This is a genomic window from Bradyrhizobium sp. 45 (assembly GCF_023073155.1).
Taxonomy (GTDB): domain Bacteria; phylum Pseudomonadota; class Alphaproteobacteria; order Rhizobiales; family Xanthobacteraceae; genus Bradyrhizobium; species Bradyrhizobium canariense_D.
In genome coordinates, this window is the sequence record NZ_JADPIX010000138.1 from 98,315 (window position 1) to 113,449 (window position 15,135).

Here is a 15,135-nt window from a genome sequence, read left to right on the forward strand (position 1 = left end):
CGCAGAGACAGGAAGCCCATTCTTTCCAGCGGTGGTACGGGTCGTGTCCACGGTTGTGGTGTAGCTCGGTAGAGCAAAGCCACCCGGTCGTGCGCCTCTAATAGCGCCGTAGCAGGCGGGCGCCATTGCCTGGCCACCGGAAATTCTCCGGTAGGATCGGGTTGCGACACGCCAACGGCAACAACGCAACCAGAGGAACCACCGATGATCGACGACATAATGCGAGCAGGCGCGACATTGCCGGGGCGCGGCCGATTTGGACCACGAGCAGGCGCTATGGCCTCGATTGGGCTTTGGCTGTGTCGGTTGCATTCGGACGGCTGCTTCGCCACTCAAAACGAGCAAGAAACAACAGCAATTGGCGTCTCCCGGCGACGGCCTATGCGGAAGCCCGATTGACCGACCCGCGTACCCGCTTCAAACCGTGACGTGGCGAGAAAGCTCGGGCGAGACTCACGAAATCCTCGGCCGGCATAGGCCGTCCGAACAAATAGCCCTGGTAACTGAGCTGTCCATGTCGCGCCAGGAACGCATATTGCTCCTCCGTTTCGACGCCTTCGGCGATGACTGAAAGGCCAAGGCTTCTGCTAAGCGCTATGATCATCTGGGCTATCGCGGCGTCATTAGAGTCAACCAGAACGTCCTTGACGAAGCTGCGATCGATCTTGAGCTGGTCAAGCGGCAAACGCTTCAGATATGAAAGCGCTGAATAGCCGGTTCCGAAATCATCGAGGCTGAAGCCGATGCCAATCGCTTTCAATTTGCCCATCTTGGCGATCACATCGTCGACGTTGCTGACTAATGTGCTTTCAGTGAGTTCGATTTTGAGGCGATGGGGATTGGCGCCGGTTTGCTCAATGATCGCGCGGACCTCTTCGACAAAATTCTTCTGACGCATCTGCAGGGCGCTGACATTGATTGCGATGGTCAGGCGTTCGGTCGCCGGATCGCTTGACCAGCGAGCCAGCTGACGGCACGCGGTCTTCAACATCAAGGCGCCGAGCGGAAGGATGAGGCCGGTGCTTTCTGCGACGGGGATGAATTCGCTAGGAGAAATCATCCCTTTATGCGCATGCGGCCAGCGCGCCAGCGCTTCTGCCCCCAGCAGCCTTCCTTCGTGATCGACCTGCGGCTGGTAATGCAGCAAAAGCCGTTCCTTCTTAAGGTCTTCTCGTAGATCGGTCTCGAGGGCAGCGCGGGCTGTAATCATAGTCTGCATGGCCGGGTCGAAAAACCGCAGGCCATTTCGCCCCGCCGTTTTCGCATCGTACATTGCCAGATCGGCTCTCTTGAGCAACTCGTCAACGTTGCACTCATCAGTCGAAAACAAGGTCACGCCAACACTTGCGGTACAGGGATATTCATACGCATCGAGTTGGAAGACCTCGGTGAAGGCTGCGAGTATCTTTTCGCCTATCGCTTCCGCCTGTAAGGCTGCGACCTTTGCTTTCTGTGTACCCAGATTGGCGAGAAGAACGACAAATTCGTCGCCGCCAAAGCGGGCAACTGTGTCATCCGCCCTCACACAATGCGAGAGGCGCTGAGCCGCACATTTCAGCAGCATATCGCCCATGTGGTGACCCAGCGAGTCGTTCAGTGTCTTGAAATTGTCCAGATCAATGAACAGCAAGGCGCCGTAGGAGTTGCTACGGATATTCGCATTGACCGCCTGGCGCACGCGGTCGATCAGCAGGACGCGGTTCGGCAGGCCTGTTAGCTGGTCAAAGAAAGCGAGTTCTTGGATCTTTTCCTCAGCGTGCTTCAGTTTAGAAATGTCATAATACGAGCCGATGTAGTTGGTGACCTCGCCCGTCTCGTTTTTCACAGCAGATATAGTCAGCCAGCGCGCACAGTTTTCGCCGCTCCTGGTCCTGAGACTCATATCACCTTGCCAGCCGCCAGTTGCTTGAACGGAACCCCACATACTGCGGTAGAATTCACCATCACGCCGATGAGACCGGAACAGTCTCGGGGTTTGTCCCACCAATTCTTCGATCGTATAGCCGGTTAAGCCCACGAAGGCGCGGTTGGCACTCAAGATTACGCCTTTGGTATCGGTGACGATCATGCCTTCCTGAGCATTGAAAGCAGCCGCGGCTATGCGCAATTCAGAGTTTGACTTGTCCAGAGCCTCTCTCTGTCGCTGCAGGTCGGCCTCAATGGCTTCGCGCCGCCTGATCTCTTGAGAGAGAGCGAGATTGTTTTCGGCCAACTCCGCTCGATGTCGATTGGACTCCACGAACTTGATTTGTAACCGCGCCGCATTTTGACGCATTCGCTCGAAGCCGATCGCCAGCATAAATAGCACGATGGCGAAGAGGCCAAGATAAAAAACGGAGAGGGGTGAAAGCGTACGACCGTATAGCTCATCCTCGCTGGCCAGCCTCAGGACGGAAAGTCGAGTGCCGGTAACTGGCGAGCGAAGTGCGAGATATCCTTTCAGTTCGGAAGCGCTGAGATTTGACAGCGGTTGTATGCGGCCAGACGAAATCTTGGCTAGCGAGGGGCCTTCGGTGACAACGGCCGAGTGCTCTCGCTCGATCGGGAGCAGCACCTGCCCATCGTCTCCCAGGAGGAATTCGCGCGGCTGGCCGAGGTCGTTGGTAGACACCAATGAGGAAAGTAGATTGAGACTGCTCACGGTCTCGACCGTTCCCCTTATCTTGCCCTTCTGGAGTACCGGTACGCTGACCACAATCAGGCGGCGCTTGTCGTCAATCTGAATATATGGTTCGGCCAGGGCGTTACGGCCCGGCGAAGCTGTCGTCGCGCTGGACGAGCCGACATCAACTTGCGCCACGCCGTTGCGATCGAAGAAAGCCAGCCGCAAATAGGCGGCTTGGCCCTGATATTTCTCCTCAACCATCGTCGCCTGAAAGCGGCGCTCGATTGCAGCCAAATTGGCGAAGAGGCCGTATTTGACGGACATTCCGAGATCGAGATTGCTGAAATAGTTGGAAATGTCCTCGCTGGCTGCAAGCCGTGCCGCGGCTTGCCGCCGTTCAGCTAAGAAATCGCTGACCTCCGCGGCGCGCGCTTCACCGAGCGACACCAGACGCGCATCGGCGTTTTGCCGCAACTCCACTTGCGACGTATAGAGATTGCCAATCAGATAAAACATAGACAGCAGAAACGCCGCTGCTGCTATCAAGAGCCAGCGTGGAGCTAACGATCGGCTGAATCTGATCAGCGAAGATATCATTAATTCGTTTTCGCGAAATATTCCGGGAAAAATCGACGGATGCCGGGATAATATTTGTCCACCAGCCGGTCATAGAAGCCGGAGGCCTTGATCTCGCTCAAATACGCGTTGAATTCATTGCGCAAAGCTGGAGCGTCCTTCGGAAAGGCGGTTGCCAACGTTTGCTGCTCGGAGATCGGCCCCAGAATCTTGATTTTGCCGGCCCATTTGCCCAAATCCAGAATGGCATCCGGCACGTCGAGCAGTGTCAATTCGGCTTCTTTGTTGAGCATGGCCGGCACCATCTCGTTCAGGTTGGCGCTCTTGTTGTAAGCCTTTAGATCAATACCGACGTTGACCAAGCCGTAATTGGATGGATCCAAGCAGGTGCGCTCCATCACGAGTACGCTCTTGGATCCGATCGCCTTCCGGGTGTTGACGATGTCTGCCGCGAGATCCGCGCCGTCCTGGATCGGCTGCAGATCAGACTCGGCTGGTGCCACCAAGAGAACCTGCGAAGGAAGGGTCGGCTCGGAATATAGAAGAATGGCCTCACGCCAGGGCAGCACGGTGAAGCCGCTCGATATCACATCGCCTTTGATGGGATAGTCACCTGCCAGCGTCACTTCGCCATTTTTGCGCACCACATCCTTGCCGAGCAGGTCGCGGATGACCGAATAAAAATCCGAGTAGACAAGCTTGTAGGAGACGCCAATTCGTTTGGCGAAGCCCTGCATCAGCTCGACGTCCAAACCATCCCCCGCGCCGGTCACAAAGTTGGCGTAGCGGATGCCAAGATGGCGGATTTCGCCTCGCTGCTTGATCTCTGCAAGATCAGCTGCCCAGCCTGAAGTCGCGAAAAGGAAGACCATGGCGCCGCTTAGCGACCCGCGGACAAAGCGTTTCAGGGACATGGAGGCGCTCTTTACCTTTGTGCCAGTAGAAGCGCCTGCAATCTATAGCTGTGAGTTTAAGAAAGGATGGCGAAATACAACAAAGTAGATTTCAGTTTTCGGAAAAACCAGTTTGTCGGTAAAGGATTGATTGCAGGCCAGGTGCTGAGTGCAACGGAAGATTGTTCGATCCGGGCGTGCCTTTCAGTTTCTTGAGGTCGTTCAGCACCGACCGCCACGGACCCATCGCGCTCAACAGCGTGCTTAAGCATAATATGGTCAAGTATCCGGAAAACTGCTGCCAATGGGGCGTTTCGCCGGACAGTAAGTGATGCCCTTGCTGCCCTATTTGCGCATAGAACAGGACCAGCGGCGCGCCGCCCAACATGCTGGTCGTCAGGTACTGAAGAGGGGTGACGTCAAGCATCGCGGCAATGAAATTCACCAGTGGTGCGGGCACCAGCGGCGAGAGGCGTAGTCCGAGCAAGGTCAACCAGAGTCTCACAGCCGATTGCTGACATAATGAAGCGCTGCGACGTTGAATGTGCTTTCGATAGAAGAGAAACGCGCTCAAACCGCCAAAGGCACTGCCGAGCAGCACGGTGGCGCCTCCCTCCAACCCGTCCATGTAAAAACCGGCGGCCAGGCAAATCATTGGCATGGAGGGAAAGGACAGAAATGCAAGGACAGTGGATGTGACCAGAAACGCCACAGCGGTGCCGAGTGGATGCGCTTGGGCCATTGTTTCAAGCCCCGGAAACACCTGCCAAAAGGCCTCTCTCGAAATAGGTGATGCAAGATATGCCAGCGTCAGAAACATGACGACTGCTATATAGACGATCAATGGCTGGTAACCACGCATCGGCTATCCCAAGCTGGATAGAAGAGGCGGCATGTAATCAAAGCTGTTGTAAGTATTCCAGAAAAGAACCTTCTTGTTCTTGAGCGCCCCCGCTTTAGACATGGTGAGCAACGAGCGCCATGCTTTCAAAGTGAAGACTGGATCAAGGATGAGTCCGGCTTCCTCCAACTCGTTCGCCCACGCAACGTCGGCGGCTTCGACCAAGCCGTAGCCGGGCTGCCAGCTGGTGGAATCCGGCACGAATATCTCGTCTTGCATCACGCGAAGCACATCAGGGGAGATGCCTGGAAAGCGGATTTGCTGCAGCCACTGGACCGTGCTGCGAGCGAGTTTGGCAACATTCCCCTCCACAAATGGCAAGGAGGGTTGCCGGTTGACAAGCCATCGCGTCAGATATGATTTGTCCTGATCGGCCACTCCCACGACCTTGGTCTTCCATCCCATCAAATGGACGCCCAGGAGAAGGCCCAAGACCGTCGAGCCGCTGCCCATGGCGACAAAAATCACGTCGGGCGGTGCGCTCCACGCCTGAGCGGCGCTAAGGAACTGCGCCAACTCGGCAATCGCATTCATATGCCCCAACACACTCAGGTCGTTCGAGCCGCCTGGGGGAACGAGCGAATCCGTATCCGAATGTAGCCAATTTCTCGCATATTCCTGGGAAGCTTGGCCCACCAATTCAATGTTGTTCTTGGCTATGGCAACGTGTTCAACCAGGCCTCGCAAAATACCCAGCCGCGCCATGTCCGTGGTAGCTCCCGGCACCTCGAAAAGCACCAAGTCCAGGGCACAATTCAGCGGCTGTCCGTCACCGGTCAAATCGGCCACACGATTGGCTAGGGCAAACTGCAGAGCATGATTGCTAGAGACCGCGCCAACGGTCCCTAAACGCTTGGAGCCGGACCACTTCAGATTCGGGAGCAGGAATTCGTACTTCCGCGCCTTGTTGCCAAAGACGGGATAACGCGCACTGCTCTCATTCATCACCAAAAGATCAGAGCAGTCTATTTGTCGCGTCACAGATGACGGCAACTGCAATAGCTGGTTGTTTCCCCTCAAGAAAATGGGGGTCCATGGAATGGTGGCGCGGCCGTCAGCCTGCCTCAGGAAAACCGAGTTACCGGGTTCGCCCTGGCGAACGTAATCGGCAAATGACTTATCGCCGGAGAGCGTGTTGCCGATGAAAGGACCGCCTGCGGCATCGGGATCCAGCAGGGACGGAAAGAATCTACCGAGTGCCAAGGATTGCGATTTCAACGCTGCGGACGAGGGAGCCAAGCCGGCAAGATCAGCGGCGTGCGGGAGCGGCGACAACGGGAGGGGGCGACGTTGATGGGTGGCGACCGCGCTCAACGCGGCACCTCCGCTCAGCGCGGCACCGCCTAGGAGGGCCGCTTGCATGAAGTTCCGGCGAGAGAGGTTCATTGCCTGGATGCTACTCGGTGTAGCTTCAGGTTAACGCTTTTTTAACCCTATTCCAATCCGCATGCGCGCTCACGGGCGAAATATGAAAGGTTTGCTTAACGCAGACGCGTTGAAGGCGTGCTCAGTATCAAATCTAGCTCAAACCAGCTTGGCAGTACGGCGATTAGCCCCGCCGTATTGTTGTTTTGGCGCAAGGGCTTCGCCCATCGGACCGCATCAAGAGATATACTCCGGGTCGGCCGGAAAGTGGATCAGAAGGGGCCTTTTTGCTAGTGCGCGCGCACTTCCCGTCTGCGCCCCTATTGTATCCGGCGTTGGCGCCACTCGGCTGTTGCGCAATCTCCGCACGTCGTTGGTGTAGGCGCCGAAGCACGGCACGATCAGCTGGCGCCTTGGCCAGCACCGCGCCCGAACAATTGCGAACGAGAGTGGCTGACTCATAGTCGCGGTGAGAAACACCAGACCCAAGCGCTTTTCCGATCCGGAATGCGTGTCCGGCCTGCGGCAAGCCAATGCCAGCGTGCCGACGACTCCAACGAGGGGCGGTTGTGCTACGCTTGTACTGTTTGGAAGACGACCCGCTGCCGAGCCGCCTGCCCGCAGTTGGGCCGACAGTCCGCTGAAGCCGACACGGTGACCGCGTCGACGTCGGATCGGCTCAGACACTCGAAATGAATCAGGCTTGCGGCCTGCGCCCCAGCGGAGCGCCTTTTGTGCGGATCAGTCGCTCTTCAAGCATATCCAGCCGATCCTGCCCCCAGAACCGTTCGCCTTTGAAGACATAGAACGGCGATCCAAAGACACCAGCTTCCAATGCGCGAGAGGTATTGGATACGTATTCCAGGCGGGCAGCACCTGCCGCCCCCTCCAACAGCGTCAAACCGTCATAACCGGCGCGATCCGCAGTTCTCAGCAGCGTGTCGCGGTCGGCGAGGTTCTCGTCCTCGACCCAAATCGCGCGCATCATTGCGTTCGCGAGAGTGTCGACATTCAAGCCTTGGTTTTGCGCCGCAATTACCATGCAGGACGCAAGATCCACGTCGACAGGAAAATAGGAAGGCTCGATGTTGACGATCATCCCGAGCCGCTCGCTCCAACGCTTAAGCTCCTCGATGCGATAGTCGCGTCGCTGCCATGAACGCTTTTCAAGAACGATCCCGCCGCTTGCTGCATAGACATCCTGCATGCGCATTGGGATATAGTGACACGAACTCCGTGACGCGCGGTTATCTGTGACAATCTGACCTGCCCTAAATAGGCCCAGTCCGACATCAGCCAGACATAGTAGTCGATGAATGGCGCATCTTGATCAAGCATAGCATCAGGCCTTCGGAAGGTGGTGGGCGTGGATCAGTCTCGGCTAATGACGATAAGGACGGTTGCGCGGGCGCCAACCCGCCGCACGTGGTGAACGAGGTGCCCCGGAAACTGCAGGAAATCTCCGGGGCCCATGACGACACTGCGGTCCGCGAACTTCACTTCGACGCGGCCCGTAATGACGTAGAGCGACTCCTCGCCGGAATGTTCTGCGTAGGTTGCCTCACTGAAGTGGGCCGGCGGCGTCATTAAGAAAGCTTCCGCCCGTCGGCCCGGCCCCGCTGGCGATAGGGATACAAAAAGAGTATCCATGGACCGGATCCTCCTCCGGCTGCCGGTTCGCTGTACGAACCAGATGGATGTCCGAGTCCGCGACCTGTTCACCAAATAGCAGCGCCACGGGAATGTCCAAAGCACGAGAGAGCTTCATCACGGTTGCGATCGACGGTGCCTTGGCGTCTTTCTCGATCCGGGACAGGAAGCTTTTGTTCAGTCCCGTCGCGAGAGCCAGCTCGTCGAGTGTCATGTTCTTGTTGCGGCGCCAGGCACGCAAACGAGCGCCGATCCGTCCCGCCGGCAGCTGCTCTGAAACACTCGCTTCGAATTTGGTCGTCCGAATTGTCTTCTTGCTCATCATTCTTCATCACCGGACTGGCAGACCAGATTTCCACGATTTTTTGTCTCCCCAAGCATCGTGGCGACTGAATGTGCTTTGTCAATGAACGAAGAGGTCCAGCGCGGAGCGGTAGGCCTCGCGCGCTCGTCATGAGCACACCTCGTCTTAGTCCGTTATAGCGCGCCATTTCAATAGTGACGGACTGATATATGGTTCCCTCTGGGCAACAAGGTGCCCGACAGACTACACGTGGAAAAAACTGTCACGACCGGATCTGGATCGCAGAAGCCGGTCTTCGGGCGCTGATTTGCATCGACGAAAGCGGAAACGAGATCCGGCGCATGCAGGGCGAAGGTGCCGACCGCTTTCTGTTCCCGAACGATCTCTGCTTCGGTCCGAATGGACTGCTCTACATGACCGACTCCGGCATGGCTGCTGAGGATTTCATCAACGGGCAAGCCTTCGTCGACGACTATATGAATCTTGATTGGGACGGCCGTGTGTATGAGATCGATCCAGCGGCGATGAAAGTCCTGCGCGTGCTCGATCGCAAGATCCGGTTCACCAACGGCATTGCCTTCGGTCCCGACAATCAGCTCTATGCCAACGCGTCCTTCACCGGCGAGATCTACCGATACGACGTGCTCGGCGAAGCCTCGCCGAAACGTGCGGTCTTCGGCAACGTCCTGCAGCCTGATTCCAATCCTGACTTCAAAGGGCCGGACGGTATGGCCTTCGGGACGAATGGCCGCCTCTATTGCACGGTCTACAACCAGAAGAACGTCACGGTGCTGGACCGACGGGGCGAAGTCGTCGACCGGCTGATCCTGGATGGGCCGCAGCCGACGAATTGTGCCTTTACACTCGAGGGCAAGAAGCTGCGTGTCACTGAAGTCGGCAAGGGCCAGGTCGAGGAGATCGATATGCCCTGCGAAGGGCTGCCGCTGTATCTGCCGAAATTCGCCTGACGAGGCGCCTCACGGTTTTGTCCCGCGAGGCGTTCCGCCGACGCTCAAAGGAAGCCGATCGATAGCCAGGGCACGGCTGCAACGATCAGGGTGCCGATCAAGAGCGCGATCATGTAGCCCACGATCGGCTTCATGCCCTCGTCCGGGTTGATGCGGCTGATGGCGCAAGCCGCGTAGTAGCCGACGCCGAACGGTGGCGCGAATAGGCCGATGCCCATCGCGAGAACGACCACCATCGCGTAGTGGACGTCGTGCACCCCCACGTGCCGCGCGATGGGGAACAGGAGCGGGCCGAACAATACGATGGCCGGGATCCCCTCCAGCACGCTGCCGAGGATCACGAAGGTCGCGATCGTCACCGCTAGGAAGACAGGGACGCCGCCGGGAAGGCCGGTCATGAACTTTGCCAACGAGGCTGAGAATCCCGACTGGGTCAGCGCCCAAGCCATGCCCGTCGCCGCGCCGATGATGAGCAGGATCGCCCCCGACAGCGAAGCCGTTTCGACCAGCATCGGATAGATACGGCGCCAGTCGAATTGCCGATAGATGAAGAGACCCGCACAGGCGGAGTACAGGATGCCGATGGTCGAGACCTCCGTTGCCGTCGCAACGCCTTCAACGACGGCGGTCCGGATCACGAATGGCAGTGCTATGGCCGGAATCGCAATCACAAAGGCGCGGCCGATCTCTCGCCCCGTCGCGCGTTTGACGTGGGACAGGTCCTCGCGGCGGTATCGCCACCACACCACGGCCGCGAGCATGAGCGCGAGCACCACGCCCGGAAGCAACCCGCCGGTGAACAGCGCCGAGATCGACACACCGGTCACCGAGCCGATCGTGATCAGAACCAGTGACGGGGGAATCGTCTCGGTCTGCGCGCCCGTCGCGGCCAGGAGCGCAACGAGATCGCCGGGCTTGGCCCCGCGCTGCCGCATCTCGGGAAACAGCACAGGAGCCACGGCAGCCATGTCAGCCGCCTTGGAGCCGGAAATGCCCGAGACCAGATACATCGCCCCGACCAGCACGTAGTGCAGTCCGCCACGCACGTGACCGAGAAGGCTCGCCAGGAAGCTGACCATGGCGCGCGCCATGCCCGTCATCTCGATCAGAAGGCCAAGAAAGACGAAGAGAGGCACGGCAAGCAGGATCAGGTGGCTCATGCCCTCGTCCATTCGTCCGATCATCACGACGTCGGGCGTGCCGGTTGTCAGGGCAAGATAGCCGACCGTGGCGAGGCCAAATGCAAACGCGATCGGCACCGCCGCAAAGACCATCGCGCCGACCACGAAAACGAAGAAGATCAGAAGATTCAGATTGCCAAGCGGCTTCAAGACCGGCGCCAGCAGAACGAACGTCCCGATGATGCCTGCGACGATCGCCAGGGAGGCCAGCAAGCTGCGCAGGCTCGCGATGCGGATGAGCCGGAGGACGGCTGCGATCAGCATCAGCCCGATCCCGATCGGCAGCGCCGCCGCACGCCAGGTGTTGACGATCTCGAGCGCCGGGGTCGTGACGAACGCCTCGTCCGCGGCGAACTCATAGGCCGGCCAAACGACGAGCACGAGAAATGCCAGCGATGCCGCTGCTGCGACGACGTCCAGGAACGCGCGAAGTTCCGCACTGAGAACGCCGACAATGGCGGTCATCCGCATATGCTCGCCGCGCTGGAACGCGATCACGGATCCGAGCATGGCGAGCCAGAGGAAGAGAATGCCGGCGAGCTCGTCGGACCAGACGATCGGCGAGCGGAACACGTATCTACCCACGATGCCCGAGGACAGGACTGCGATCTCCGCAAGGACGAGCAGTGCCGCCGGGACTGCGACGACGTGGCCAAGTATCCTGTTCGCTGTCACCACCCAACTGCGCGCGTCCCCTTGAGATCTGCCGGCCGCCATGCCGGCATCGACGTGCGGCGTATGGCTCATACTGGTCATGATAGCTGGCCCGCGGCTTTTTCGAGCTGAGACCACGCCTCCTCGCCAAACTTGCCCTTCCAGTCGGCGTAGAAGCTGGTTTTGGACAAGGCCTGGCGGAAGGCGCCACGATCCACATGGATGAACTTGAGGCCCTTCGCCGAGAGGTCAGTTCGCAATGACTGGCTGAGCTTCGCGATGTCCGCCCGCTGGTCGACGGCGGAGCGGTCGAGCTCGCGCGTCACAATCTCCTGTACGTCCTTGGGTAGGCGCTCGAAGGCGCGCTTGTTGCCCAGGATCCAGTAGCCGTCCCAGACGTGCCCGGTCAGGCTGCACGTGCTCTGCACTTCGTAGAGACGCGCGGTCGCGATGATCGGCAACGGATTCTCCTGGCCGTCGACAACCTTGGTCTGCAACGCGGAATAAACCTCATTGAAGTTGATCGGCGTCGGCCCGGCGCCGAGCGCCTTGAAGAGTGAGGTGAGCAGCGGCGCCGGTGGAACGCGGATCTGGAAATTCTTCAGGTCATCCGGCCTCCGCACCTCGCGGCCCGACGAGGTCACCTGACGAAAGCCGTTGTCCCAGGCCTTCGACACCGCCATGATCGGCGTCTTGGCGATCTGCGCCCGGATGTAGGTGCCGAGGTCGCCGTCCATCGCCTTCCATACGCTGTCGTAGTCAGCGAATGCGAACCCGGTGTTCACGATGCCTGCGCTAGGCACGAGGGTGGCAAGTATCGAGGACGATTGGTTGAAGAACTCAACGCCGCCGCTGCGAACCTGGGTCAAGAGCTCGGTATCGGAGCCGAGCTGGTTGGCCGGGAATAGCCTAATCTCCAGTCGACCGCTCGTCGCTTCGCGGATACGGTCGATCGCCTCCTGCGCCCGGATATTCACTGGATGCGTCGGATCCTGTCCGGTCGCGAACTTATAGACGAACTCTGCGGCATACGCCGGCCGGGTGAGAATCCCGCAGAGAGGAACGGCCGTGGCGGCCATCAACAGCGAACGGCGGCTGATGCTTCCGGTCTTCGAGACAGTCATGTTTTCCTCCTGATCCTGCGTTGACGTTGCTGCCGACTGCTTTAGTCTGCGCCGGCGTGCAGCTTTCCGGGTTCTTCGCTTGCCGGCTCTCGACCGCCGGCGTTCGGGGAAGAGCCATCGCTCGCCGCGCGACCCGCGGCGGGCGAAGCTCTTCACTGAGGTTTGGCTGAGTTGGCGCTTAGCGCCGGTACTCTAAAGCCACTGCTTGATCTGCCTCGCGACCTCTGCGGTGGAAATCCCGTAGCGGTCGTGCAGTGTCGGAAGTGCGCCGGCGTCAAGAAATTCGTCCGGCAATGCGATCTGGCGAAAAGGCGGATGGACACCGGAACGCATCAGAAGTCCGGCAACCGCCTCGCCAAGACCGCCAATTGTTGTGTGGTTCTCGGCAACGACGACAAGGCGGCCCGACTTACCGGCTTCCCGCAAGATCGTCTTGGCATCGAGCGGCTTGATGGTTGGAACATGCAGCACCGCAATATCGACGCTGTCGCCCCTCAAAGTTTGCGCGGCTTCGAGCGCACGCATGGTCATGATGCCGGACGAGATGACTAGGGCGTCCTCCCCGCCACGGATCAGCTTGGCCTTGCCGAGCTCGAATTTGTAGTCGTACTCGTCAAGCACGACTGGCACCTGCCCGCGCAGCAGGCGCGTGTAGACCGGTCCCTGATGCGCCGCGATGGCGGGCACCAGTTGCTCGATCTCATGGGCATCGCAGGGATCGATGACCGTCATGTTCGGCATCGCGCGAAACAGCGCAATATCCTCCGCGGCCTGATGGCTCGGGCCATAGCCCGAGGTCAGACCCGGCAACGCGCAGACGATCTTCACGTTGCGGTCTTCCTCCGCGATCGTCTGGTGTATGAAGTCGTAAGCCCGCCGCGATGCGAACACGGCGTAGGTGGTGGCGAACGGCATGAAGCCTTCGGCGGCGAGGCCGGACGCGGCGCCGAACAAAAGCTGCTCGGCCATGCCCATCTGGTAATAGCGGTCCGGAAATTCCTTCGCAAAGATGTGCAGGTCAGTGTACTTGCCGAGATCGGCCGTCATGCCGACCACATCGAGACGGCTGCGTGCGAGCTCGACGAGCGCGTGTCCAAAGGGCGCCGGCTTCGTCTTCTGTCCCTCGGTCGCGATCGATGCGATCATGGCCGAGGTGGTCAGGCGAGGCTTGCCCGGCTGCGGTGCGGATCTGACGGTCTTCATGCCTGCCTCCCGGCTTCCAGCGCGGCGAGCGCGAGCTGCCATTCGTGCTGCTCGACGCGGATGAAATGGCTCTTCTCGCGCTGCTCCAGGAATGGAACACCTTTCCCCATCAGCGTGTCCGCGATGATCATCCGTGGCTTGGGCTCAGGATGGGACTTGGCGGCGTCGAAGGCGGCAACTACGGCATTGAGATCGTTGCCGTCGACGCGCTGCACGAACCAGCCAAAGGCCTGAAGCTTGTCCACCAGCGGCTCGAATGCCATGACCTGCGTGGAAGGACCGTCCGCCTGCTGATTGTTGACGTCGACGATGCCGATCACATTGTCGAGCTTGTAGTGGCCTGCCGACTGGATGGCCTCCCAGACTGAGCCTTCATCAAGCTCGCCGTCAGAGAACAAGGTGTACACCCGCGCCTCGGATTTCTTACGCTTGAGCCCCAGGCCCATGCCGACTGCGATGCTGAGCCCAAGCCCGAGCGAACCGCCCGACATTTCCATTCCGGGTGTGTAGGAGGCCATGCCCGACATCGGCAGGCGGCTCTCGTCGCTGCCATAGGTTTCGAGCTCTTCCTCGGGAACAATCCCCGCCTCGATCAAAGCCGCGTAGAGGGCGATGGCGTAGTGCCCGTTCGACAGAAGGAAGCGGTCGCGTCCTTCCCAGGACGGATCCTCCGGCCGGTAGCGCATTGCGTGGAAATAGGCCACCGCGAGAACGTCGGAGATGTCCAGCGCCTGGGCGATATAGCCTTGGCCCTGGACTTCACCCATGCGCAGCGCATTGCGGCGAATGTTGTAGGCGCGGTCCGCCAGCTTGGGCGTGTTCGCAAGCGTGTTGGTCGGCGTTTCCATCGATCTGACCTTGTCTCGCTAACTCAGTGGATGAGCATGCCGCCGTTGACGTCGATCACGGCACCGGTCACATAGGCCGAGAGGTCCGACGCCAGGAAGGTGTAGATGCCGGCGACGTCTTCCGCCGTGCCGAGGCGATTGAGCGGAATGCCTTCCAGGATTTTCGCTCTCATCTCATCGGTCAGCTTCCCTGCCGTGATGTCGGTGCCGATCAGGCCGGGCGTGACGCAATTCACGCGAATGCCATCCGGGCCAAACTCCCGTGCCATCGCTTTGGCGAGGCCAAGCACGCCGGCTTTCGCCGCCGAGTAGTGCGGGCCGCCAAAAATTCCACCGCCACGCTGGGCCGAGACCGACGACATGCATGCAATCGATCCGGATTTCCGTGCGCGCATATGCGGGATCACCGCCTGAGAGAGAAACAGGATGCCCTTGAGATTGACGTCCTGAATGCGATCCCAATCGGCCGCCGAAATTTCCAGAAACTTCACCGGCTGGGTGATGCCCGCATTGTTGATCAAAACATCGATGCCGCCGAAAGATTCGATCACGCGGGCGACCGCCTGCTCGCAGGACGACTTGTCGGCGACGTTGCACCCTAGCCCAGTGTGGGAGGTTCCAAGCGACGTCGCAGCATCCGCGGCAGCGCCAGCGTCAATGTCCAGAATGGCGACCCGAGCGCCCTCGCCGGCGAACCGCCGGGCGGTGGCAAGCCCGATCCCGCGCGGCGAGGCTGCGCCCGAAATGATGGCCGTCTTACCGCTGAGCAGCATCAGTTCCTCCCACGAATTTATTCTTCCTTGGCAAGGCAAGGAATGACCCGCGGAGGATGAACGGACAAGCGCGCAGTTGTCACGGACCGA

At 59.5% G+C, this 15,135-nt stretch carries 12 protein-coding genes; 1 reads left to right on the forward strand and 11 read right to left on the reverse strand.

Annotation, left to right across the window (positions count from 1 at the left end):
- Positions 1 to 379: 379 nt before the first annotated feature.
- The 6 genes from IVB42_RS32200 to IVB42_RS32225 all read right to left on the reverse strand — a co-directional run bounded on the left by IVB42_RS32200 (position 380) and on the right by IVB42_RS32225 (position 8,315).
- Positions 380 to 3,202 carry an EAL domain-containing protein gene (locus IVB42_RS32200; protein WP_247452977.1) on the reverse strand — a complete coding sequence of 941 codons (2,823 nt, stop codon included), beginning with the start codon at positions 3,200 to 3,202 and terminating at the stop codon, positions 380 to 382.
- Positions 3,202 to 4,095 carry a transporter substrate-binding domain-containing protein gene (locus tag IVB42_RS32205; RefSeq protein ID WP_247369553.1) on the reverse strand — a complete coding sequence of 298 codons (894 nt, stop codon included), beginning with the start codon at positions 4,093 to 4,095 and terminating at the stop codon, positions 3,202 to 3,204. The genes IVB42_RS32200 and IVB42_RS32205 overlap by 1 nt, the downstream gene beginning before the upstream one ends.
- Positions 4,096 to 4,186: 91 nt before the next feature.
- Positions 4,187 to 4,936, reverse strand: a complete 750-nt coding sequence (locus IVB42_RS32210; RefSeq protein WP_247299952.1) for a VTT domain-containing protein — start codon at positions 4,934 to 4,936, stop codon at positions 4,187 to 4,189.
- 3 nt (positions 4,937 to 4,939) lie between these two features.
- A complete protein-coding gene (locus tag IVB42_RS32215; RefSeq protein ID WP_247369555.1) occupies positions 4,940 to 6,289 on the reverse strand; it encodes a pyridoxal-phosphate dependent enzyme in 1,350 nt (449 codons plus the stop codon).
- 748 nt (positions 6,290 to 7,037) lie between these two features.
- Positions 7,038 to 7,553 (reverse strand): DsbA family protein, encoded by a 516-nt coding sequence (locus IVB42_RS32220; protein WP_247456387.1) that lies wholly within the window; start codon positions 7,551 to 7,553, stop codon positions 7,038 to 7,040.
- A gap of 348 nt (positions 7,554 to 7,901) precedes the next feature.
- Positions 7,902 to 8,315 carry a helix-turn-helix transcriptional regulator gene (locus tag IVB42_RS32225; protein ID WP_247471819.1) on the reverse strand — a complete coding sequence of 138 codons (414 nt, stop codon included), beginning with the start codon at positions 8,313 to 8,315 and terminating at the stop codon, positions 7,902 to 7,904.
- 188 nt (positions 8,316 to 8,503) lie between these two features.
- Here IVB42_RS32225 and IVB42_RS32230 point away from each other — a divergent pair, with 188 nt between their 5' ends.
- On the forward strand, positions 8,504 to 9,262 hold the full coding sequence (locus tag IVB42_RS32230) for an SMP-30/gluconolactonase/LRE family protein (RefSeq protein WP_247299944.1): 759 nt from the start codon (positions 8,504 to 8,506) through the stop codon (positions 9,260 to 9,262).
- A gap of 44 nt (positions 9,263 to 9,306) precedes the next feature.
- Here IVB42_RS32230 and IVB42_RS32235 read toward each other — a convergent pair whose 3' ends face one another.
- The 5 genes from IVB42_RS32235 to IVB42_RS32255 all read right to left on the reverse strand — a co-directional run bounded on the left by IVB42_RS32235 (position 9,307) and on the right by IVB42_RS32255 (position 15,045).
- The gene (locus IVB42_RS32235; protein WP_247369571.1) at positions 9,307 to 11,160 is read right to left on the reverse strand and encodes a TRAP transporter large permease subunit; all 1,854 of its coding nucleotides are present in this window, start codon (positions 11,158 to 11,160) and stop codon (positions 9,307 to 9,309) included.
- A gap of 35 nt (positions 11,161 to 11,195) precedes the next feature.
- Positions 11,196 to 12,221 (reverse strand): TRAP transporter substrate-binding protein, encoded by a 1,026-nt coding sequence (locus tag IVB42_RS32240; protein WP_247299942.1) that lies wholly within the window; start codon positions 12,219 to 12,221, stop codon positions 11,196 to 11,198.
- Between the two features lie 192 nt (positions 12,222 to 12,413).
- The gene (locus tag IVB42_RS32245) at positions 12,414 to 13,424 is read right to left on the reverse strand and encodes a transketolase family protein (protein WP_247471823.1); all 1,011 of its coding nucleotides are present in this window, start codon (positions 13,422 to 13,424) and stop codon (positions 12,414 to 12,416) included.
- Positions 13,421 to 14,272 carry a transketolase gene (locus tag IVB42_RS32250; protein WP_247299938.1) on the reverse strand — a complete coding sequence of 284 codons (852 nt, stop codon included), beginning with the start codon at positions 14,270 to 14,272 and terminating at the stop codon, positions 13,421 to 13,423. Before IVB42_RS32250 ends, IVB42_RS32245 begins: the two co-directional genes overlap by 4 nt.
- A 23-nt stretch (positions 14,273 to 14,295) precedes the next feature.
- Positions 14,296 to 15,045, reverse strand: a complete 750-nt coding sequence (locus IVB42_RS32255; protein ID WP_247299936.1) for a glucose 1-dehydrogenase — start codon at positions 15,043 to 15,045, stop codon at positions 14,296 to 14,298.
- Positions 15,046 to 15,135 lie beyond the last annotated feature (90 nt).

Excerpts from the sequence above, each read along its gene's own strand:
- IVB42_RS32200 (WP_247452977.1), bottom strand. The coding sequence starts at position 3,202 with ATGATATCTTCGCTGATCAGATTCAGCCGATCGTTAGCTCCACGCTGG.
- IVB42_RS32205 (WP_247369553.1), bottom strand. The coding sequence starts at position 4,095 with ATGTCCCTGAAACGCTTTGTCCGCGGGTCGCTAAGCGGCGCCATGGTC.
- IVB42_RS32210 (WP_247299952.1), bottom strand. The coding sequence starts at position 4,936 with ATGCGTGGTTACCAGCCATTGATCGTCTATATAGCAGTCGTCATGTTT.
- IVB42_RS32220 (WP_247456387.1), bottom strand. The coding sequence starts at position 7,553 with ATGCGCATGCAGGATGTCTATGCAGCAAGCGGCGGGATCGTTCTTGAA.
- IVB42_RS32225 (WP_247471819.1), bottom strand. The coding sequence starts at position 8,315 with ATGATGAGCAAGAAGACAATTCGGACGACCAAATTCGAAGCGAGTGTT.
- IVB42_RS32230 (WP_247299944.1), top strand. The coding sequence starts at position 8,504 with ATGGTTCCCTCTGGGCAACAAGGTGCCCGACAGACTACACGTGGAAAA.
- IVB42_RS32235 (WP_247369571.1), bottom strand. The coding sequence starts at position 11,160 with ATGGCGGCCGGCAGATCTCAAGGGGACGCGCGCAGTTGGGTGGTGACA.
- IVB42_RS32240 (WP_247299942.1), bottom strand. The coding sequence starts at position 12,221 with ATGACTGTCTCGAAGACCGGAAGCATCAGCCGCCGTTCGCTGTTGATG.
- IVB42_RS32245 (WP_247471823.1), bottom strand. The coding sequence starts at position 13,424 with ATGAAGACCGTCAGATCCGCACCGCAGCCGGGCAAGCCTCGCCTGACC.
- IVB42_RS32250 (WP_247299938.1), bottom strand. The coding sequence starts at position 14,272 with ATGGAAACGCCGACCAACACGCTTGCGAACACGCCCAAGCTGGCGGAC.
- IVB42_RS32255 (WP_247299936.1), bottom strand. The coding sequence starts at position 15,045 with ATGCTGCTCAGCGGTAAGACGGCCATCATTTCGGGCGCAGCCTCGCCG.